Annotated in this window: 14 protein-coding genes and 1 pseudogene; 5 read left to right on the top strand and 10 right to left on the bottom strand. The window is 60.9% G+C overall.

All coding sequences use genetic code 11. The features are described from left to right. Positions 1 to 249: 249 nt before the first annotated feature. Both AYJ54_RS34255 and AYJ54_RS34250 read left to right on the top strand, forming a co-directional pair. The gene (locus AYJ54_RS34255) at positions 250 to 1,230 is read left to right on the top strand and encodes a glucose 1-dehydrogenase (protein WP_245329200.1); all 981 of its coding nucleotides are present in this window, start codon (positions 250 to 252) and stop codon (positions 1,228 to 1,230) included. Between the two features lie 38 nt (positions 1,231 to 1,268). Beyond that, positions 1,269 to 3,032 (top strand): oleate hydratase, encoded by a 1,764-nt coding sequence (locus tag AYJ54_RS34250; protein WP_063706141.1) that lies wholly within the window; start codon positions 1,269 to 1,271, stop codon positions 3,030 to 3,032. Between the two features lie 1,424 nt (positions 3,033 to 4,456). On the opposite strand, the gene AYJ54_RS53795 is transcribed toward AYJ54_RS34250, so the two are convergent. The 7 genes from AYJ54_RS53795 to AYJ54_RS34220 all read right to left on the bottom strand — a co-directional run bounded on the left by AYJ54_RS53795 (position 4,457) and on the right by AYJ54_RS34220 (position 11,894). Further along, positions 4,457 to 5,119, bottom strand: a complete 663-nt coding sequence (locus tag AYJ54_RS53795; RefSeq protein ID WP_347337242.1) for a sensor histidine kinase — start codon at positions 5,117 to 5,119, stop codon at positions 4,457 to 4,459. A gap of 71 nt (positions 5,120 to 5,190) precedes the next feature. Beyond that, positions 5,191 to 5,757, bottom strand: a complete 567-nt coding sequence (locus AYJ54_RS53790; protein WP_347337241.1) for a hypothetical protein — start codon at positions 5,755 to 5,757, stop codon at positions 5,191 to 5,193. Continuing rightward, the gene (locus AYJ54_RS34240; protein WP_063706134.1) at positions 5,754 to 6,467 is read right to left on the bottom strand and encodes a response regulator; all 714 of its coding nucleotides are present in this window, start codon (positions 6,465 to 6,467) and stop codon (positions 5,754 to 5,756) included. Before AYJ54_RS34240 ends, AYJ54_RS53790 begins: the two co-directional genes overlap by 4 nt. A 90-nt stretch (positions 6,468 to 6,557) precedes the next feature. Then, positions 6,558 to 8,519 carry a MacB family efflux pump subunit gene (locus AYJ54_RS34235; protein ID WP_063706132.1) on the bottom strand — a complete coding sequence of 654 codons (1,962 nt, stop codon included), beginning with the start codon at positions 8,517 to 8,519 and terminating at the stop codon, positions 6,558 to 6,560. A 1-nt stretch (position 8,520) separates the two neighbouring features. Beyond that, positions 8,521 to 9,747, bottom strand: a complete 1,227-nt coding sequence (locus AYJ54_RS34230; RefSeq protein WP_063706130.1) for an efflux RND transporter periplasmic adaptor subunit — start codon at positions 9,745 to 9,747, stop codon at positions 8,521 to 8,523. After that, complete coding sequence (locus tag AYJ54_RS34225; RefSeq protein ID WP_082905991.1) at positions 9,744 to 11,303, bottom strand: efflux transporter outer membrane subunit; 1,560 nt, start codon at positions 11,301 to 11,303, stop codon at positions 9,744 to 9,746. Before AYJ54_RS34225 ends, AYJ54_RS34230 begins: the two co-directional genes overlap by 4 nt. A gap of 207 nt (positions 11,304 to 11,510) precedes the next feature. Next, positions 11,511 to 11,894, bottom strand: a complete 384-nt coding sequence (locus AYJ54_RS34220) for a hypothetical protein (RefSeq protein WP_136624114.1) — start codon at positions 11,892 to 11,894, stop codon at positions 11,511 to 11,513. A gap of 297 nt (positions 11,895 to 12,191) precedes the next feature. On the opposite strand from AYJ54_RS34220, the pseudogene bamA reads away from it, so the two are divergent. Next, positions 12,192 to 14,704 (top strand): annotated as a pseudogene (gene bamA / locus AYJ54_RS34215) (outer membrane protein assembly factor BamA). A 109-nt stretch (positions 14,705 to 14,813) separates the two neighbouring features. On the opposite strand, the gene AYJ54_RS34210 reads toward bamA, so the two are convergent. After that, positions 14,814 to 15,452 carry a 3-hydroxybutyrate dehydrogenase gene (locus AYJ54_RS34210; protein WP_283808740.1) on the bottom strand — a complete coding sequence of 213 codons (639 nt, stop codon included), beginning with the start codon at positions 15,450 to 15,452 and terminating at the stop codon, positions 14,814 to 14,816. An 879-nt stretch (positions 15,453 to 16,331) separates the two neighbouring features. Here AYJ54_RS34210 and AYJ54_RS34205 point away from each other — a divergent pair. Both AYJ54_RS34205 and AYJ54_RS48165 read left to right on the top strand, forming a co-directional pair. Then, positions 16,332 to 17,228: a DNA-processing protein DprA gene (locus AYJ54_RS34205; RefSeq protein WP_245315793.1), complete on the top strand. Its 897-nt coding sequence runs from the start codon at positions 16,332 to 16,334 to the stop codon at positions 17,226 to 17,228. Then, positions 17,203 to 17,850 (top strand): hypothetical protein, encoded by a 648-nt coding sequence (locus AYJ54_RS48165; RefSeq protein WP_082905989.1) that lies wholly within the window; start codon positions 17,203 to 17,205, stop codon positions 17,848 to 17,850. The genes AYJ54_RS34205 and AYJ54_RS48165 overlap by 26 nt, the downstream gene beginning before the upstream one ends. Positions 17,851 to 18,235: 385 nt before the next feature. On the opposite strand, the gene AYJ54_RS48160 is transcribed toward AYJ54_RS48165, so the two are convergent. Beyond that, positions 18,236 to 18,616 (bottom strand): hypothetical protein, encoded by a 381-nt coding sequence (locus AYJ54_RS48160; RefSeq protein ID WP_082905988.1) that lies wholly within the window; start codon positions 18,614 to 18,616, stop codon positions 18,236 to 18,238. 1,103 nt (positions 18,617 to 19,719) lie between these two features. Then, positions 19,720 to 20,790: an ISL3 family transposase gene (locus AYJ54_RS34190; RefSeq protein WP_430641452.1), complete on the bottom strand. Its 1,071-nt coding sequence runs from the start codon at positions 20,788 to 20,790 to the stop codon at positions 19,720 to 19,722. Positions 20,791 to 20,844 lie beyond the last annotated feature (54 nt).

Genomic DNA, 20,844 nt, shown 5'->3' with positions numbered 1-20,844 from the left:
CTGCGTATTCCTTTTTGCGTCCCGTCTTCAACCGATGCCGGTTGACCCGCATAATGATGGAAGTCTGACACGACAGCCGACTTTGTCGCTGTGATTCGGCAGAAGTAATGGCCAGATTCGTTCAGGCAAACATGCGCGCTCCTGGCATGCGCATTGCTGGTATTGGTTTGTCGCACGGCAGTTCGAACCGCCGCGCCTACGTGGTCGAAGCGGAGCCCCATCTTTCACCGATAACCGCCGGAGAGCGTCATGTACTTAGCGTCGATCAGAGCCAATTGCTTCTTTGCAATGGTTATCTCTCGGCATGGGCGGGCTTGGCGACGGTGGGCGATCGCATTCATCCGCCTGTTTCGCGAATTTACGCGATTGTCCTTCGGTACAAAGCGCCGAGTTTGGCAGTTATCAGAGCAGCACGATGCGCGCCTCTTCCGAGGCTACATTTGCATCACATACGGCGAGGACTACGTCATGGCACGTGTGAGTGAAAAAGTCATTCTGGTGACTGGCGCGGCGCGGGGGATGGGAGCGGCACATGCCCGTTTGCTGATTGCGGAGGGCGCTCGAGTCGTAGTCACTGATATCCTTGATGCAGATGGAGGGGCTCTCGCTGCCGAACTGGGAAATGCCGCCCTTTACGTGCACCAGGATGTTAGCGAGCCGAAATCGTGGGCAACGGCGGTCGCGGCCGCAGAGAGCACCTTTGGCGCCTTACATGGGCTCGTCAACAATGCGGGTGTCGCCAGCATGGCTCCGATCGAACAGTTCCCACTCGATCAATGGAACAGAACCCTAGCAGTCAATTTAACGGGCGTATTCCTCGGCATCCAGGCTGCCCTACCAGCAATTCGGCGCGCCGGCGGAGGTTCGATCGTCAACGTCTCATCGGTCGAGGGACTGCGAGGCAGCCCTGGCCTTCATGCTTATGTCGCCTCCAAGTTCGGCGTGCGGGGTGTCACCAAGTCTGCCGCGCTAGAGGGGGCGGCCTTCGGTGTGCGTGTCAACTCAGTTCATCCTGGCCTCGTCACCACGGCGATGAGTGAGGGCTTGGATCCGGCCCTTTTTCCAATTCCATTGGGACGGGCGGCCCAGCCGCTCGAAGTGTCTCAGGCGGTCGCATTCCTGCTTAGCGACGAGTCCAGTTACATGACTGGTGCTGAGATAGTCCTCGACGGCGGCTTGACGATCGGCGTCCCGCATAAATGTGCGGCCCTGGAGCACATGTTTTCGTGACATCGATGGACGTGCTGGCCAAGCGGAGCGAACAAGCCATGTACTACAGCAGCGGAAACTATGAAGCCTTTGCCCGCCCTCGTAAGCCCGTTTCTGTCGACAAGAAGAATGCTTGGTTCATCGGTGCTGGTCTAGCGGCGCTTGCCGGTGCGGCGTTCCTCATTCGCGATGGACATATGGCCGGTAGCCGGATCACAATTCTGGAGCGGTTGATGCTGCCGGGCGGTGCGCTCGACGGGATCAAACAGCCCGAAAAGGGATTTGTCATTCGGGGTGGCCGGGAAATGGAAGACCATTTCGAGTGTCTATGGGATCTGTTCAGGTCGATCCCATCATTGGAAGTGGAAGGCGCCAGCGTGCTCGATGAGTTCTATTGGCTGAACAAGGATGATCCGAACTACTCGTTACAACGAGCGACGGTAAATCGGGGGCAGGATGCCCATACAGATGGCCTCTTCAACCTGACCGGGAAGGCGCAAAGCGAGTTGATCACCATCTTTCTCGCTAGCCCTCGGGAGATGGAGAACAAGCGCATCGATGAAGTGCTTGGGGAGGATCTTCTAAGAAGCAATTTCTGGCTCTACTGGCGCACAATGTTCGCCTTTGAGGAATGGCATTCCGCGCTAGAAATGAAGCTGTACCTCCATCGATTCATCCATCACATTGGCGGGCTCCCGGATTTCAGGGCACTGAAGTTTACCAAGTACAATCAGTACGAATCTCTTGTTCTGCCATTGTGCAATTGGCTGGCGAAGCAAGGTGTCGTCTTTCAATTCGGCGTTGAAGTCAATGATGTCGATTTCGAGATCCGGCCCGGATACAAGCAGGCCACGCGCATCAACTACCAGAGGGACGGTGTCAGCGGCGGAATTGATCTTTGCGCCGACGATCTCGTCTTTGTGACAATCGGGTCTTTGACGGAGAACTCCGATGCCGGCGACCATCACACGCCCGCCAAAATTTATGAAGGTCCTGCTCCAGCATGGGATCTCTGGCGGCGTATCGCGACAAAGAGCATGGCGTTCGGCCGGCCTGACGTTTTCGGCGGCAACATCCATGCGACCAAGTGGGAATCTGCGACCATCACGACCTTGGACGCGCGCATCCCAAATTATATCCGCAAAATCGCAAAACGCGATCCGTTCAGCGGCAAGGTCGTTACGGGAGGCATCGTTACGGTGAAGGATTCGAGTTGGCTGCTCAGTTGGACCGTGAACCGCCAGCCGCACTTCAAGCATCAACCAAGAGACCAAATTGTCGTCTGGCTCTATTCTCTCTTTGTCGACAAGCCGGGTGACTTCGTGAAGAAACCGATGCAAGACTGCACAGGCGCGGAGATTACGCAGGAATGGCTTTACCACCTTGGTGTGCCCGTTGCGGACATACCGCAACTCGCCGAGACGGGCGCAAAAACAGTTCCCGTCATGATGCCCTACGTCACCTCCCTTTTCATGCCAAGGCAGGCGGGCGACCGGCCAGATATTATACCACAGGGAGCTGCCAATTTCGCTTTCATCGGACAATTTGCCGAGTCGGCCGAACGAGATTGTGTTTTCACCACCGAATATTCGGTTCGCACAGCGATGGAGGCCGCCTACACCCTTCTCAACATCGAACGCGGAGTCCCGCAGGTGTTCAACTCAACCTACGATGTTCGTAAAATATTTGCCGCTATCGCTCGAATATGTGACGGCAAGGAAGTGCAGGTTGAACCACAGTCTCTGCGCAAACTATTGCTGAAGACCGTTGAGGCTACTGAACTTAGAGGATTGCTCGATGAACGTCTTTTAATCTCCAATTGACGAGATAAATGTCCCGCCTCCGCCAATGCGCGATGTTGAGAGGAACGCCTGATCTAAGCCAGCTGCAACTGTTTTGCGATCGCCTAGGTGAACCCGACCAATTCGCGGGTCCCTTGGCGATGCCTGAGCAACTAGCCTGCTCAGCAACATCAGCTAGACGAAGGGGGGCGGAAAAGCTCTGTATGCCCGCTTCGAAGGATAGCCATAGACATAGGCTGGCAGCTCCTTTTTCTCGATGCTCGTCCGAAGAACGTCCAGACAATCCATGGCTTGACCCTTCCGTCACCGTTCATGACCTAAACGAAGTCCTGGTCCTGCGGCCGCTCAAAGAGAGAAGCTCAAGAGTCATGCCCGCTCCCCGGCAACGGCTTTAGAAAGGTTGCTCTGTAATTATTTAATGGCTTGACTGTGAGCGCGGCGGCAGTTCGGCCGAACGTGATCGTGTCTCGGACGTGACAAAACCGACGCCAGGAGGCAACGCAAGGTGCGTCGAGAGAGCGGCAACGAGTAGATCGTGCAAGTCCAGTCCCGTGAAGAAGGGGCGATCCGTAATGTCATTGGGACGGTTGAATGTACCTTGGCGCTCCGCGTGCGATAAGCGGTCGAAAGTCTCCTGGCTGATTGCCTTATCCTCAATCGCACTGTCGAGGCTCACGATGGCTGTGTTGCTTGTGTCCCGCGCGCGGGCTGCAGAACTTGAGAGCATGCAAGCTCTTCACGTCAACTTGCGCTTTCCTTTGCGTTTTCCAGCGACGCGTGCAAGCCGAGCTAATGGGGCATGTCACTGAACGCGTCACGTTCGGCTCCTTGACACGTCCACCGAGCATCCCGGGTACCGATATACGAACGGCTCGGTTCGTATGGGCTTAAACTCTATTATCGCCGAGGCAGTGTGGCTTGTGCCCGCGCGCAGGCTGCCAGAGGCTAGAGAGCGTGCAAGCGCGGGCTATCGTATACGGGTGGCTCGGTCGGTATGGGCTCAAACTCCATCCGACCAAAACCCGCTTCGTAGACCTCCGGTTCAAAGGCCCCGGGTGGGCGTCATCCCGCGATGGCCAGGAGGCCACATTCGACTTTCGTGGTTTCACGCATGTATGGAGGTCAAGGGAGAAAGCCTCCAGCTGCAATGGCCGCTGCTAGCCCACTTAATACTCCCGCAACCGCCCAACCATCCTCTCGAAGTTGTAAACGCTTCTTCGGGAGTTAATTCAGTCACACCATAGGCTGCCATATCGGACTTCATTCTCGTCTCCTTTCGGATGGGAAGATCAGTCAGTGATGTCGGCAGCTCCTGCTGCCGGGCACCATCGTCAGACCGAAGGCGATCCGAATTCCAACTCCGGAAGCGGCAAGGAGAATAACCAGAACCTGCCCCGTCTGAAGGCCATCTGGCAGGAAATGCAATCGTCGAGCTGCAAGGCAGGTTAGCTGCCCTGGCCGGCGTTCGAAAGCAGCAGGCGGGCGCGAAGTCCTCTGGGCTCGTTGTCGAGCAGCAGCAGTAATCCGCCATGAGCGGTCGCGACCGCCTGCGCGATCGAGAGGCCCAGCCCGAACCCGGCGGTGTCGTCCATGGTGCGGGCTTCTTCGCCCCGCACGAAGGGCTCCAACATCGCCGCCTTCTTATCGTCCGGGATTCCCGGGCCGTTGTCGCAGACCTCGACGACGATCTGGTCGCCGGCAAGCGACAGTGCGACGGTCACCTCGGTCCCGAACCGCGTTGCATTCTCGACGAGGTTTCCGACCGCACGGATGATCTCATCCGGCCGCACGGTGACCGCGGCCCGGGCCGGCCCCCGATAGGTCACCGCATGCCCGCAATCGGAAAACTGCTCGCAGACCATCTGGAGCAGTGCCGCAAGATCCACCAGTGTCGGCTTGACGGCGCTCTCGCTGCGCAGCAACGACAGGACGGACTCGAGCATCGACTGCATCTGGTTGAGATCGTGCAATGTCTGTGCGCGCTGCGTCGGGTCGTCGATATATTCCGAGCGCAGCCGCAGCCGCGTGATGGGGGTCCGCAGATCGTGGCTGATGGCTGCGAGCATCCGCGTCCTGTCGTTCATCAGCGTGGTGATGCGTTCGCGCATCCGGTTCAGCGCCTTGGCCGTCGAGCGGATCTCCTCAGGTCCGGTCTCGGGTAGCGGCGCGGAAGAGCGGCTCAGGCTGAAATCTTCTGCCGCGCGCGCGAAGGCGGAGCTGAGCGCGCGGCCGGCCCATACGCCGAGAAGCGTAACGCTTGCGATGAGGAACAGCAGCGTGCTCGTCCACAGGCCGCTGACGAATGGCGGCAGCTCGGGGAATCCGATGGACCCTCGAGTATCTCGTCGTTGGGCAGGTAGTACCACACCCGATCGTCCTCCGACGAGGCGCCTCGCAGGATATCGACCTGACCGTCGAGTGGTGAAGGCACGGTATTGAGGCTCAGGCCGGGCGGTGGCGCAGAACCCGGGCTGCCCTCTCTCAATTGCAGCTTCAGCGCGGGAAAGGTGCGGTCGATGTTTTGCAGAACGAAACCGCGCTGGGATCGCGGCGTGGTAGCCATGATCCGCGCCGCCAGCTCGAATTGCTCCATGGGCCGGTTCGTCAACAGCATCGGCCGGTTGAGCAGGAAAAATCCGGCGATCAGGACATGGATCAGGACGAGCGAGACCAGGATCAAGGCCGCGATCTGGCCGCTGATCCGCCTGAGGCTGAAGAGCGCGACGATGTTGGCCACGCGGTTCACGGCTGCTCCACGTCCGGCGTGAAGATATAGCCGCCGGTCCGCACGGTCCGGATCATGGAGGTGCCTTCGCTCCTGTCGAGCTTGCGGCGCAGCCGGCTCACCAGCACGTCGATGCTGCGGCCGAAGGCGCCGCCGGGCCGGCCGCGCGTCATGCTCAAGAGGTTGTCGCGGTTGAGGATCCGGCCGGGCCGTTCGCAGAAGGCTTGCAGCAGATCGAATTCCGCGCTCGTCAGCGGCACCTGCGCACCCTCGGGATCGCGCAATTCGCGCATCCGGAGGTCGATCGACCAACCGCGGAACTTGAGGCGCGTCGCGGTCGGCCCCGCCGCGGGCCCGCCCGACTGCCGGCGCAACACCGCGTTGATCCTGGCGAGCAGCTCGCGCGGGTTGAATGGTTTCGGCAGGTAGTCGTCGGCACCCATCTCGAGCCCGAGGATGCGGTCGAGATCCTCGCCCTTCGCGGTGAGAATGATGATCGGCGTCGTGGACTCCACGCGCAGGCGGCGGCAGAGGCTCAGGCCGTCCTCTCCTGGCAGCATCAGATCGAGCACGATCAGGTCGACCCGGTTCTGTGAGAGGTAACGGTCCATCTCGCGCCCGTTTGTGACCGCGCCGACCGCGAATGCGTGCTCGCGCAGATAGCGTGCGATGAGGTCCTTGGTCTGTAGATCGTCCTCGACGATCAAGATGTTATGCGTGCCGTTGGCCATGAGGTGGATCAATTTCGGATCGTCGATCGGTGCTCGAATTGCGGGCGAATGTCGTGCCCGGGAAACTACGGTCATGGTGCAATCCTACGTTCAGTCACGGGTCAATGCCACCACGGGATCGAGGAATGCCGCGCGGCGCGCGGGGAAATAGCCGAAAGCGACGCCGATCCCGGTGGAGGTCAGGAAGGCTGCTCCGATCGAGAAGGATGAATAGGTGACCTGAAAGCCCGGCATCGCGAGGTTGATCGCTGCGCCAAGGAGGATCGCGACGAGAATGCCTGCGATGCCGGCGATGGAGGAGATCAGCGTTGCCTCCACCAGGAATTGCTGGAGGATATCGCCGCGCCGGGCACCGACCGCCATCCGGACACCGATCTCGCTGATCCGCTCGGAGACGGACACCAGCATGATGTTCATCACGCCGATCCCGCCGACGACCAGGGAGATGACCGCGATCGCCGCAACGAGGAAGGCCAGGGTCTGCGTCGTGCTGGTGATGGTGCGGCGGATGTCGTCGGTGTTGAGAATGACGAAATCCTTGGTGTTGTGGCGCTGCGTCAGCAGCGTGGTGACGGCGTCCTGCGCCAGCGTCGTCGAGATTTCGTCGCTGATCCGAAGCAGCACGCTGCGAAGCGCGCGATCGCCGGTGAACTGGGCCTGCACGGTGGTGTAGGGGAGATAGACCGACAGGTTCTGGTTCGAGCCAAACCCGCCCTGCTGCTGGGCGATCACGCCGACGATGCGGCAGGGCACCTTGCCGAGCCAGATGACGCGGCCGATGCCGGCGGTCTGGTCATCGGCGAAGAACGTCTTGCGGGTATTGTCGTCGATGACGACCTGCCGTTCGATGTTGCGCACCGCGTCGGTATCGAACAGACGACCTTTCGCGAGCTTGGCGCCCTTCACCTGGAAATAGCTCTCGCCGACACCATTGACCAGCACGTTGGATTCAGTGCCGCGGTATCGGACCGTGGTGCTGGTCGAGACCGTCGGCGTCACACCGGCGATGAAGCTTTGCCGGCCCAGGGCACGGGCGTCGTCGAGGACCAGCGTCTTGATTTTGCCGGCGCGCGCGTCGCCAAAATCCTTGCCGGGAAAGACCTCGATCGTGTTGGTGCCGAGGCTCGAGATGTCGGACAGGACCTTGCGCTGGGACGCATTGCCGAGCGCGACGACGGACGACACCGCGGCGATGCCGATGATGATGCCGAGCATCGTCAGGAATGCGCGCAGCCGGTGCGCGGCCATCGAGACCAGCGCCATCTGCGCGGCCTCGCGCAGGCGCCGCAATGCGCCGGACCAACTGAGGCCGCTGTCCCAGGAGGCCCGCGCGCTCCGCTCGGGCGAACCCGATGTGTCCGTCGGCCCGGTGCGGCGGTCCGAGACGATCTTGCCGTCGCGCAGCTCGATGATGCGCTCGGCCCGCGCGGCGACGTCGGAATCGTGGGTGACGATGATGATCGTTCGCCCTTCGTGGTGCAGCTCGGCCAATATCCTCAGCACTTCGTCGCCGCTGCGCCGATCGAGCGCACCGGTCGGCTCGTCGGCCAGGATGACCTCGGCGCCGTTGATCAGCGCCCGAGCGATCGAGACACGCTGCTGCTGGCCGCCGGAAAGCTGGTTCGGGCGATGACCACTTCGTTCGTTCACGCCGAGCCGCGCGAGAAGCCGATCTGCGCGCGTGCGACGCTCGCGCGCCTTCATCCCGGCATAGATCGCGGGAATCTCAACGTTCTCGGCGGCTGTCAGATCGCCCAGCAGATGGTAGCGTTGAAAAATGAAACCAAAGTGCTCGCGGCGCAGCGCCGCCAGCGCGTCCGCGTCGAGCTCTGAGACGTTCTTGCCGGCGACGCGATAGGCTCCGGACGTCGGGCGATCCAGGCAGCCAAGGATGTTGAGCAGGGTCGATTTGCCCGAACCGGACGAGCCGATGATCGCGACCATCTCGCCTGGTTGGATGCTCAAGGAGAGATCGTCGAGCGCGACCACCGTGGTGTCGCCGGCCGCGAATTCCCGGCGGACGGCATCGAGCGCAATGATCGGATCGGTCATGCTACGGCCCCATCGGCGGGCCCGGAATGCCCCGCGATGCCGTCTGCGCCTCGTTCGCCTCTCCGGTGACGACCCGTTCGCCTTCCTCCAGGCCGGACCTGATCTCGACAGTTGTGCGATCGCTGAGACCGACCTTGACCTCGCGCTCCTGAATCTCTCCGGACGCGCTGGCGACGCGGACAGTGCTGCGGCCGTCGGGTCGCCGCGTCACCGCAAGCGCTGGAATGGTCTTCACGCGGCTGGCTTGACCGGTGACGATGTGCACCTCGGCCGTCATGTAGGTCCGCAGCGAAAGATCGGGGTTCGGCACCTTGAACACACCGATATAGTAGATCGCCGTGCTGCTGGAGCTCGACGAAGTCGTGCTCGAGGTCGACGTGGTGGTCGAGGAGAAGCTCGCGTCGTTCTTGATGGACTCGGGCGCCGGCTCGATCTGCTCCAGGTGCGCCTCGTAGCGATGATCCTGGTCGCCGAGAATGGTGAAGTAGAGTGGTTGTCCCGCCCTGACCTTGACGATGTCGGCCTCGGAGATTTCCGCCCTGACCGTCATTGTGTCGAGCTGGCCGAGCACGACGATGGTTGGTGCGGACTGAACGGCATTCACCGTCTGGCCCTCCTGCACCACGGTAGCGAGAACCGTGCCATCGATCGGGGCGGTGATGCGGGTGTATTCGAGATTGACCCTGGCCGTCTCCACGCTCGCTTCGGCTCCCACGATCAGCGCCTCCAGCGCGGTGATTTGGGCGCGAGTCTGCCGCACGGTTGCCTCCGCGTTGTCGAAATCACTTCGAGAGGTGGCACGCTGCACAAACGTCGCCTGCTGGCGCGTCAGATTCGCCTCGGCCAACGTCAGCGTCGCCTCCTTCTCCAGCTTCTGCGCGCGGTAATTCTTCAGCGACGCTTCAGAGTTGCGCAGGTCGTTCTGCTTGGTGACGGGGTCGATCTGGGCGATGACGTCGCCCGCCTTGACGGTGTCACCAACCTTGACGTTGAGCGCGGTGATCCGCCCCGAGACCTGCGCACCAACGGCCGTCAGCCGTGCCGGCTTGAGCGTACCGCTCGCAAGCACCTCCTCGCGCAGGTCGCTGACTGTGACCGGTGCGGTGATGTAGGACTGCGTCTTGCCCGACGTTCCCGGGAAATGCGCGGCCGCGACGACCCCCGTCACCGCTGCGGCGAGCAGGGCGGCGGTGATCTTCAGGCGCTTTGCGGTGATGAGGCCCGTCACTTGAGCGCCTCCCGCAAGTGGGGTCCCGTGTTTACGTCGACGATGATCGGCGTCGACACGTCGATCGGATCGACCCAGCCGCCGCCAAGGGCTTTCGCCAGCGCGATGTAGTCCTTGGCCGCCGAGACCTTGCTTTGAATGAGCGAGTCCTCGGCCGAATAGAGCGAGCGCTCGGCGTCGAGCACGTCGATGAAGCTCGCGCTGCCGCTCTCGAACAGCGAGCGTGACAGCCGCGCCGCCTCGCGGTAGTTCTTCGCCGCCTCGGTGAGCTTGGTGGCGCGGATGCGTTCGCGCGCGAGCGAGACCAGCGCGTTCTCGACGTCCTCCAACGCGGTGAGCAGCGTTGCATGGAACGTGGCGAAGGCCTGATCCCGTTGTGCCTCCGCAATCCTGACGGCCGCATGGCGCTTGCCGGCATCAAAGACCGGCACCGTGACCGAAGGCCCGACCGACCAGCTGACGCTGGAATATTTGGCGAGATCGCCGGTGCGCAAGGCGGAGGTCCCCACCGAGCCGGTCAAGGAGACGGCCGGGTAGCGGTCGGCTTCGGCCTGGCCGATCTTGGCCGTGGCCTGTGCAAGCTTGCGCTCTGCGCTCGCCACGTCGGGACGACTGGTGAGGAGATCGGCCGGTATGCCCGCCGGCAATGGCATGCGCGGTGCGGGCACCGGCGCGGACTGCGCGAGCATGGAGGCGACGCCGTCAGGCGGGCGTCCGCGCAGAATTCCGAGCCGGTGAACGTCGGCAGCGAGCGCGGCCTGATAGGTGGGAATGTTCGCCTCCGTGCTCGCCGCCTGAGCGGTTGCTTTGGCCAGGTCCACGGCGGTGGCGCTGCCGGCCTCATACTTCGAGCGGGTGAGCCGCTCGGTGTCGCGCTGTGAGGCGGCTGTCCGCTCTGCCAGCGCGATCCGGGCCTGATAGCCGCGGGCCTCCACGTAATAGGCGGCGACGTCGCCGATGAGCGTGACGAGGCTGTCGCGCAGGTCCTCTGCGGCCGATTGCTCGGCGCGCAATGCCGCCTCGATGCCGCGCTGCGTGCCGCCGAACAGATCGAGCTCCCAGCTCGAATCGAAGCTCGCCTGGTGCAGCGTGTAGGGGGCACTATCGACGAGGACTGAAGCGGAGCCCGCACTCGTCTTGTTGTTGGTCACCGAGGCCGTGCCGCTGACCGAGGGGAACAGCCCCGCCGTGGTCTGTTGCAGCGTGGCGCGCGCCTCGCGCACGACGGCTTTCGCCTTTGCAACGCTCGGGTTCGCCTCGACGGCCTGTTCGATGAGCCAGCTGAGCAAGGGATCACGCAGGCGCAGCCACCACCGATCCAGCCGTCCGGTGTCGTGGCGGGACGCAGTCTTGGTGCTCCACTGCGAAGGCAGATTCGGCGTGGGCGGGCCGGCATAGTCCGGACCGACCGCACAGCCGGTCAATAGGCCGCCGACCGTCAGCATGAGGCAGAACGATCCGACGCGCGACAGGATGAGGCAGAACGGGCAGGACGTCCGATGATGGCTCTCCTTTGCAGATGCCAGAGGCAAGGCAGCGAATAATTTTGACGACATCAACCCGACTGAAATCCGTTGACCTGACCTTCCAGGAGGAGGGAAGCGCTGGTTGTACTCCCAAGGGAGCCGGCCGCGCTGCGAGCCAGGTCGCCGTCACTAGCCGGGCGATCGTGGCGTTTCGGCAGGCAGAATGTTGCTGAATGTAAACAGATGTAACGCGACGTCTCGGCGTCCGAAGAGGCCAGGAGGATCATGGTCAGCTGCCTACCAGGAGAGCGGAATTCTCTGCGGAAATCCGCCGAGATCCGAGGCAGGGCTCAGGGGCTGGCGATCGAGCGGCCGGTTGTTGTTCTCGCGGGCGAACGAGACGCCCGGCGGAAAGGCATAGTCGCTGAACTTGCGCTCGCCCGGGAGCACCTCGGTCCCTCCATCGAGCCATGAACGCTTGCTGACATAGATGCGCGTATGAGGCCCCGATTGGTAGGAGCGATCGGGGCCGCGCGGACCATACTCGTATACGGCGTTCTTTGACGTCTGTTCTCGATCGCGCTTGCTGGCCGTATCCGCCCTGCAAGTCAGTGTCGAGGCGAGCATGACAATTAGAACGATTCTGGTTTTGGCAAACGGATTCATCGGCAGGCGTCCCATGCAGGTCATCAGAAGCCGATGCCTCTCGCATCGGCTTCTCCGCCGGTAAAGAATTCACTTTTTGCGCGATGTTGCTGAGCGCTGGCGCAGGCCTGCGCACGCGGCGATCGCCGTGATGCCGGATTCTTCCGGGCGCAAGGAGCATGCGCGATCACGGTGAATGCTCCGCTCTGCGCACAGGACACGAGCTATCGCCGGATCAAACTCAATCACCGGAAACAATGCAGTAACTTTGGAGCCACACCGCGGCCACAGCTTTCCCGTTTCAGAGCAAGTCATGTGGACTTGAGGTGCGGAATGTCTGTTTGGCGAGCCTGGTTGGTTGCAGTCGCGGTGTATGGTGTATCAATTGCAGCTTCGTTACCCGTCATACTGTCGCCGCGGCCGGCGGCCGCGCAGGCGGCGGATACCATCGTTGTCGAGGGCAATCGCCGCGTGGAGGCGGACACGGTCCGCTCCTATTTCAAGCCGGGTCCCGGCGGGCACCTCGATCAGCCTGCCATCGACGACGCGCTCAAGGCGTTGATCGAGACCGGCCTGTTTCAGGATGTAAAGATTGATCGGGCCGGCGGCCGCATCGTGGTCTCGGTGATCGAAAACGCGGTGATCGGCCGCATCGCCTTCGAGGGCAACAAGAAGATCAAGGACGAACAACTCTCCGCCGAGGTCCAATCCAAGCCGCGCGGCACTTCTCCCGCGCCATGGTGCAGTCGGATACGCTGCGGATCGCCGAGATCTATCGCCGCTCCGGCCGCTACGACGTGCGCGTCACGCCAGAGATCATCGAGCAGCCGAACAACCGCGTCGATCTCATCTTCACGATCGAGGAGGGCGCCAAGACCTCGGTCAAGTCGATCGAGTTCATCGGCAACAGCGCCTTCTCGGCTTCGCGGCTGCGCGACGTGATCAAGACGCATGAGAGCAATCTGCTCAGCTTCCTCGGCAACAACGACATCTATGATCCAGATCGCGTCGAGGCCGACCGCGACCTGATCCGCCGCTTCTATCTCAAGCACGGCTATGCCGATGCGCAGGTCGTGGCGGCGCTCACCGAATACGATGCGGACAAGAAGGGCTTTCTCGTCACCTTCAAGATCGATGAAGGTCAGCAATATCGCGTCGGCTCGGTCGATTTCCGCTCCAGCATTCCCAATTTCGACGCGAGTTCGATGCGCTCCTATTCGCGCGTCAATGTCGGCTCGCTCTACAACGTCGAATCGGTCGAGAAATCCACCGAGGAGATGCAAATCGAGGCTTCGCGCCGCGGCTATGCCTTCGCCGTGGTGCGCCCCAGCGGCGACCGCAATTTCGAGGCGCACACCGTGTCCGTCGTGTTCAATATCGACGAAGGGCCGCGCACCTATATCGAGCGCATCAACATCCGCGGCAATACCCGCACGCGCGACTACGTGATTCGGCGTGAGTTCGACATCTCCGAGGGCGATGCCTACAACCGTGCGCTGGTCGATCGTGCCGAGCGCCGCTTGAAGAACCTCGACTACTTCAAGAGCGTCAAGATCGCCACGGAGCCGGGTTCCTCCAGTGACCGGGTGGTCCTGATCGTCGATCTTGAGGAGAAGTCGACCGGCGACTTCTCGATATCGGGCGGTTACTCCACGACCGACGGCGCGCTGGCCGAAGTCTCGGTTTCGGAGCGCAACCTGCTCGGGCGCGGGCTCTACGGCAAGGCGTCCGTCAGCTACGGCCAGTATTCGCGCGGCATATCGCTGTCCTTTGTCGAGCCCTATCTGCTCGATTACCGGCTGGCGCTCGGAATGGACGTCTCCTGGCGCCAGCAATTGTCGAACAGCTACACGAGCTACGGCGTGACGACGCTGGGTTTCTCCCCGCGCATCGGCCTCGCGTTGCGGGAGGATCTCTCGCTCCAGCTCCGCTACTCCCTGTATCAGCAAAGCATCACGCTCGCCAGCGTCTACAACAATTGCAACAACAACGCGTCCAACACGTCGCTGGCCTACAATCCGACACCGGCCTACATCAAGAGCGTTCTGGCCGGCGTCGATCCGACCAATTCCGCGGCTTCGAGCCTTTATGGATACGGCTGCTATGGCGACGGTGAATCGAGCCTGCCCGTGCGCAAGGAGCTGGCGAACGGGGCGACATGGACGTCGGCGCTCGGCTACACGCTGAGCTACAACACGCTGGACAACACCAAGAACCCGACGGACGGATTGCTCATCGACTTCCGGCAGGATTTTGCCGGGGTCGGCGGCGACGTGACCTATCTGAAGAGTGCGGTGGACGCCAAATACTATGCGTCGCTCGTCTCCGACATCGTCGGCGTGATTCATCTCCAGGGCGGTATCCTCAACAAGCTCGGCGACCAGGATCTGCGCATGCTGGACCATTTCCAGATGGGGCCGAACCTCGTGCGCGGCTTCGCCTCCAACGGCATCGGTCCGCGTGACATCACCTATGCGAGCTTCGGCGCGACCGGCGATGCGCTCGGCGGCACCAAGTACTGGGGCGCGTCGGTGGAGCTGCAGATGCCGTTCTGGTTCCTGCCAAAGGAGGTCGGCCTGAAGGGCGCGGTCTACGCCGACGCCGGATCGCTCTGGGACTACAAGGGGCCGACATCCTGGTCGGCCACGGGCGAAGTCAATACGAAGGCCTGCCCGACCTGCGGACTGCAATATGACGACGGCAATGTGGTGCGTTCGTCGGTCGGCGTCGGCCTGATCTGGGCATCGCCGTTCGGACCGCTGCGCTTCGACTACGCCGTGCCGATCACCAAGGGCAAATACGACACCGTCCAGGAGTTCAGGTTCGGAGGCGGCACCTCGTTCTAGCGAGACGCCGCGCGAGCAAGCCGCGCCGGGATGGAGATGCTCCATCTTGACGCGCGCGCGTCCGTGGCGCAGCCGCAACTGCGCCACGGATGCTGTTGGCTTGCGCCGGCTATTGCGCGGTCCAGCCGCCGTCGACGGAGATTGCCGTCCCGGTGATCTGGTCCGCGGCAGCCGAGCACAGGAAGGCGACCGTGCCGCCGAGCTGCGCGGGCGAGACGAAATCGAGGGACGGCTGCTTCTCGGCCAGCAAGGACTTGAGAGCTTCCCTTTGGCTGATGTTCTTCCGCGCAGCGATGTCGTCGATCTGCTTCTCGACCAGAGGCGTTCGTACCCAGCCGGGGCAGATCGCGTTGCAGGTCACGCCGCTTCCGGCAGTCTCGAGGCCAACCACCTTTGTCAGGCCGACCAGCCCGTGCTTGGCCGCAACATAGGCAGCCTTGTGCGTGGAGGCGACGAGGCCGTGGGTGGATGCAATGTTGACGATGCGGCCCCAGCGCTGCTTCTTCATCTGAGGCACCGCCGCCGCGATACCGTGAAAAGCGGCCGACAGGTTGATGTCCAGGATTGCATGCCACTTGGCGGCAGGAAATTCCTCCATCGGCGCGGTGAACTGGATGCCGGCATTGTTTACGAGGATATCGAGCGTCCGAACGGTCTCCACCGTCGTGCCGGTCAGCCCGCGCACGGCATCTGCCTTCGACATGTCGGCGCCATCGTAAATGACGCGTACGCCATGGTCGCGTTCGATGCCCTTGCGGATTGACTCGAACGGGAGAAGGTCGTGGGTTGGCTACTCCTTTTTCGCTATGTTTGTCCGAGGAAATTCCAGACGATCGCTTGCCAGACAGATGAGCGTCTAAAACGCCTCGAAGAGTCTGCTTGAATGTCGCGTTGCCTAACGTTGTAGGTTTCGAAATCCCGTTTTTAGGGGGAGTATATCGGACCCAGTTGACGCGCTTGTCAGCGCCAAACTCTGGAATGAAAAGACGCTGTTGAGAGCGCAGCGATCAAGAGCAGCAGATTATCTGGCCGACTCGATTTTCATTCTCGGCCAGAAAGGCACATGCCCGCCGGTGTGGTTGCACGAACTGCTTCTCTCTCTCACCCTTGTACGATACAACGTGACAGCGCGCCGGCATGCGTACCTAGTCTGACGAGTTGATCTGAAGGGCTAGCCTTTTAGATCATGTGGCGAATGCAGGATATCGATTTCAGCCACTCGCATGCCTATAGGCCGTAAGGCAATGCCGGAATCTACAACTGAGCTGCGACCGCACAACGCTGGCTGAGCAAGTGTACGATTGTCAGCATTTTGGACTGAGCCGATTGTCGGTTCCGGACCAGATGCCCGTACTGGGTTCTGTACTGGGCTACCGAGCCAATGGACGACCCCCACGCCTGCTTCAATGGGGCGACAGGACCTGCCGCGTAATACATTTTTACGCACGTAAGTCGATGACATTTCGAACGAACCTTTACATTGTTCGCTATTTGTTCTATGCCGCTCTATCGCCGACCTCAAAGGGAAAAGCAAGAGATTGCGTTGGATTACGGTGATTATCGACACCGTCAATTCGACGGAATCGGAGTGTACGGATAGGTTCGAGAAATGAATTTGATAGCTCGCATGAATTCCGGTCCCGCGGTTGCATCCGTCTCTCCACGCCGCGAGCTGGGTGCGTACGAAGCGTTGTGGCTTGAAAAGGGTGCCACATTCAAGACGCTTGCGGAACGATTTGCGGCCGATCCGTCCGCGCTACCGTCCGATTTCGTATCCGACGCAGTCGCGGACGCGCGCGCCTCGGAAGTCTTGGCGAAACTAACAAAGGCGGGGGTTTCACGATTTGGCACACGGCTCAATCTAACTGGTAACTATCCGGCGAAGCTCCGCGATGCACGGCATCCCGTCGAGATGCTGTATTTCCAGGGAACTTGGGAGTTGACCGAGACGCGCTGTGTGGCCGTGGTCGGCAATCGCGAGGCCACTGCGGAGGGTTTGCGCCGAGCTGCGAAGGTTTCTCGAGCGCTGGTGGAAAAGGGCTTCACGGTCGTATCCGGTTTGGCCGCGGGGATCGATGCGGCGGCACACAGCGCAGCGATCGAGGCGGGTGGCCGAACGATCGCCGTTATCGGAACGCCCATCGGCGTCTACTACCCGAAGGAGAATGAAAAGCTCCAGCGCCGAATTGCCGAGGAGTTTCTCCTGATTTCGCAAGTGCCCGTTCTGCGATACGCTGCCCAACATGTACCGCAGAACAAGCTGTTCTTCCCCGAGCGAAACGTCACGATGAGTGCTCTGACGGAGGGCACGGTCATCGTCGAGGCGGGTGAAACGAGCGGAACCCTCACTCAGGCGCGAGCCGCCCTTCAACAAGGACGAAAGCTTTTCATTCTTGATTCCTGCTTCGAGCGCAGTGACGTGACGTGGCCTGCCGTCTATGCCAAAAAGGGCGCCATCAGGGTGCGAGATATATCCGATATCTGGAGCGCGCTCGGCGATGGCGCTACGGCTTCAGAAGATTGACCCGACCAACCGCGGCGACCACTACTACCTCGTCGACGAGGACGAGTGCTATTTCCTGTACGAATACACCGCCCATGCCGGATGGCAGGGCGGCGCGACCAATCAATTGATCCATAACCTGCAGAAGAAGCGAAACGCCGGCGGCTACCTATACAAGACGCCTGCGATCGCGCAATGCGCTCAGGCGTTTTCCGAAGTCATCAACGCGGATTGGCTGGCGCACGCCAGTCTTGTCCCGACGCCTCCCTCCAAGATTAGAACGGATGTCGATTACGACGATCGCATCTGCCGCGTTTGCAACGGAATCCGTAAGCCTGGTGCGCCTCAGGTGTTAGAGCTCATCGAGCAGATCACATCGACCGAGACGTTCAAGGGAGGAAATAGGAAGAAGCCAGATGAGCTTCGTCAAAACTATCGATTCAACGAGCAACTTCTTCGGGGCGGAGTTCGCCCGAGCATCGGAATCGTCGACGACGTCCTTACCACAGGCTCACATTTCCGCGCGATCAAGGACATGATCTTGGAGCGACTGCCGGATACTAAAGTAGTTGGGTTCTTCATCGCCCGCCGGGTAATTCCCGACCCATTCGATAGCGTGTCGATCGAGGACCTTCTCAAGTGAGACTGACTTCGGTATGCCGCGAGAATGCGAGCTAAGTCTCTCAGGTCCGAGAGCGATCTCCGCGACCGCAGCCGTGACGCTAGACATGCTCCAAAAGCGACTCGAAGACGTTCGAATCTGCTATATTCCGACTCCGATATACTGGAGCGGTTCGATGTGGTTCATCCTGAACTCTCCACGCTGAGCGCTCGTGGAACCCACCGTTGGCAGCAAGATCTCGTCAGCTTCTCGAAGGGCGGAGCGTCTGTTCGCAAATTCCTCCAGCAGTTCATTTCCAGTCGGTGCCCAGCACGTCAAGCAGGCTTGCGGCCTGACGCCCCTTCCGACCTGGTCGAAGGGGCGTCAGGCCCTTTTGTGTGAGAGGCCAAATCAAAGCGCTTCCTAATTAAACGGCAGAGGCGATCGCGATTATCAGGGTAACAAGAGTACCGAGATCGACTTCACTTATGGTCGCACGTCCAAAAATGAGTTTGGCGACCGTTGTTCGGTTAATGTCAGTACGCATATCCGCAGGCAGCGCTGCGACTGCTTCATCAAAAATACGTCCTAAAACCAAAAGCTGTTCCGGATCGTAGACGCCGCTCTGTTGATGGAGTTGCGCCGGTCGGAAACCGGCGACCGCGCCGGCTATATGGTCGTCGCGTTCTGGGCGGATTCTTGCCGCTATCAGTTCGCTCGTCAGCTCCGTGAGCCGCTTTGTCGCTTCACACGCGTTCTTGTCTTCCCAGATGAGTCTTGCGACCTCTTCGATTTGCAGCTCGATCATCTGCTCAAAATGCTGAACACGCGAGCCGCAGCTACTCTGTTCTGCTGGTTCTGATCGGTCTGGTGTTGTCTGGGCCGGAGGCGGGGCGGCCCGAATTGAAGATGAGTTGAGCGGGATATGCAGAGGAAAGGGGACTATCCCGGCCAGTTCAGCGCATCGCGCTGTCATCCGAGACGGTCGTTTCTCGCGTTTTGTTGGCCGCATCCTTCCGGATCTGGACATTGTCATACTCATGGCTGCCTCCTGTACTGTTATGGGGGGAATTTGGGGGTCATTCACGCCAGCGGTTCGTTGCGGGCAATGTCGGGTTCGGACATTCGGCGGTGGAGTCCCCTGGGGAGCGCACGCGCTCGATATTGCCTACCGATGTGCAATGAAAAGCGGTCTGGAAGACCCTTTTGGCCGCCAGCTGCTGCCAATCGAGGGCGGCGTGGCGTGTTCAAGAAACAGAAATCGGCCTTCACGAGCTGTACTTTCTGAGCGACCCGTTAAAATGGAACTAGTCCATCACGTTGGATTGGTACAATAGATAGTTATGATAGAATGCATCCGCGTCGTGAATGCATCGGACCAATGGCGGCCCATCGGATGACGCGTGTACGCTCAGAAAGGCTAATGGTGCTGTCCGGTACCCAACTGTCGGGCTGCATCCTGTCTGCCCGGGACAGGTCCGATCACGCTGACATCGGTTGGAATGCGAGCTTTAAGGGACCATGCGGCTCGATCGCTCCAACCATGCAGTCTCAGCTTTTCCGCGGGATCGCAACTTTGGCCGGCTCTCTGTGTGACGCCTGAAGGCTTTAGTCGCCAAGCGTTGGCGGGCTCGGTAAGATTGCGCCCGCTGCTAACTCACATCGATTTCTAGGCTGAAAATGTCCGAGTTCATCAAAAGGCAGTGAGATCAAGGGTCTGATCGATGAGCTCGCTGACATCGTTGCAATTTCGTTCGAGATCATCGGTCGCAACGTCGTCGAAACAGTTGAGTCGAAAACTCTGATGCTCCCGCGCGGCAATCAGGATGACGTGGAGCGTCAGTCAGGGGTTCTTCCGCATATTTGGTGCAGGTCTCCTCTTCGCGTTTCATCGTGAGCGATTGTGCGTTGTCAGGCGGTGGCCAGTAGCCTGTTTCGGAGCAGTGCATATCCTGAACGGCCATACATCTGGCGCTTGATCGTCTTGAGGCGGTTGATCTGTCCTTCGACGGGGCTGGTGCTCCAGGGTTGGGTGATGGCTGCCCGAACAGCCGCGATGTCGCGGCCGATGCCTTCTGCAAGCGAAGCCAGTTCGCTGCTCGAAGCATCCTCGATCCATTGCTCGAGATTCGTATCATCATGCCCCCGTATCAAGGCCGCAAGACGTCGAGCAAGCTCACCGGCGTTGGAAAGCTCCGGCGCAACCTGATGGAGATGGTGAAGGAACCGCTCGGTCTGCTGATCGAGCGATCGAGACTCTTTGCTCAGGAGCCGTGCACAGTTGCGGCGCGAGGGCGGTCGCCATCGCACATTTGGCGCGGACGTCGGTGAGCCTTGCTGGCGGGCAGCAGTCCATCGGTAGATGGTCGTTTTGCTGCCTTCAAAACCGCGGCGCTTGATTTCGGTCCACAATTCCAGCGCGCGGCGTTCACCTTCCTCCCAGCGCTTTTCCAAATAATCTCGGAAAGGATCAACGAGGACGGAGCGCGCGGGTGGCCGCCGGTGCTCAGGCTCACCGCCCGCAGCAAGCCAGCGCTCGACCGTCCTCACGCTCATGCCGATCCGCGGCGCGATCCCGCGCGGCGACAGGCCGTCGGCGCGCAAGTCGAGGATTTCAGCATAGAGTGAACGGCGATGGTTGCGCCGCGCGCGGCGCAGCTGATCAAGCTTTGTAGAAGGCTCTATTGGTGGTTCGAGCTTGGTTTGATCTTCGACCATATCCGCAATCGTGGCCTTTCCAGCGATACCGATCGCCTTGCGATGACGGCAAACAGCCAAATGCAGCGCTTCACCCAGGTTTTGGAGAAGATGAAAACGGTCGGCGACCTGCGTCGCCTCGGGGGCACCACGACGGGCGCCCTCAGAATAAATGCCGGCACGATCGCGCGCGATCACTTCGATGCCGGGATGGCGTCCCAGCCAGGACGCGACCGCATTGGCATTCCGATTCGGCAAAAGATCGATAACGCGATTGCGCTCCAGATCGCAGATGATGGTGCCGTAGCGTTGCCCCTTGCGCCAGGCCCAGTCATCGAT

It is taken from the genome of Bradyrhizobium centrolobii (assembly GCF_001641635.1).
Taxonomy (GTDB): domain Bacteria; phylum Pseudomonadota; class Alphaproteobacteria; order Rhizobiales; family Xanthobacteraceae; genus Bradyrhizobium; species Bradyrhizobium centrolobii.
Note: the sequence above shows the minus strand (reverse complement) of the source record. Positions and strands in the feature narration are given on the sequence as shown.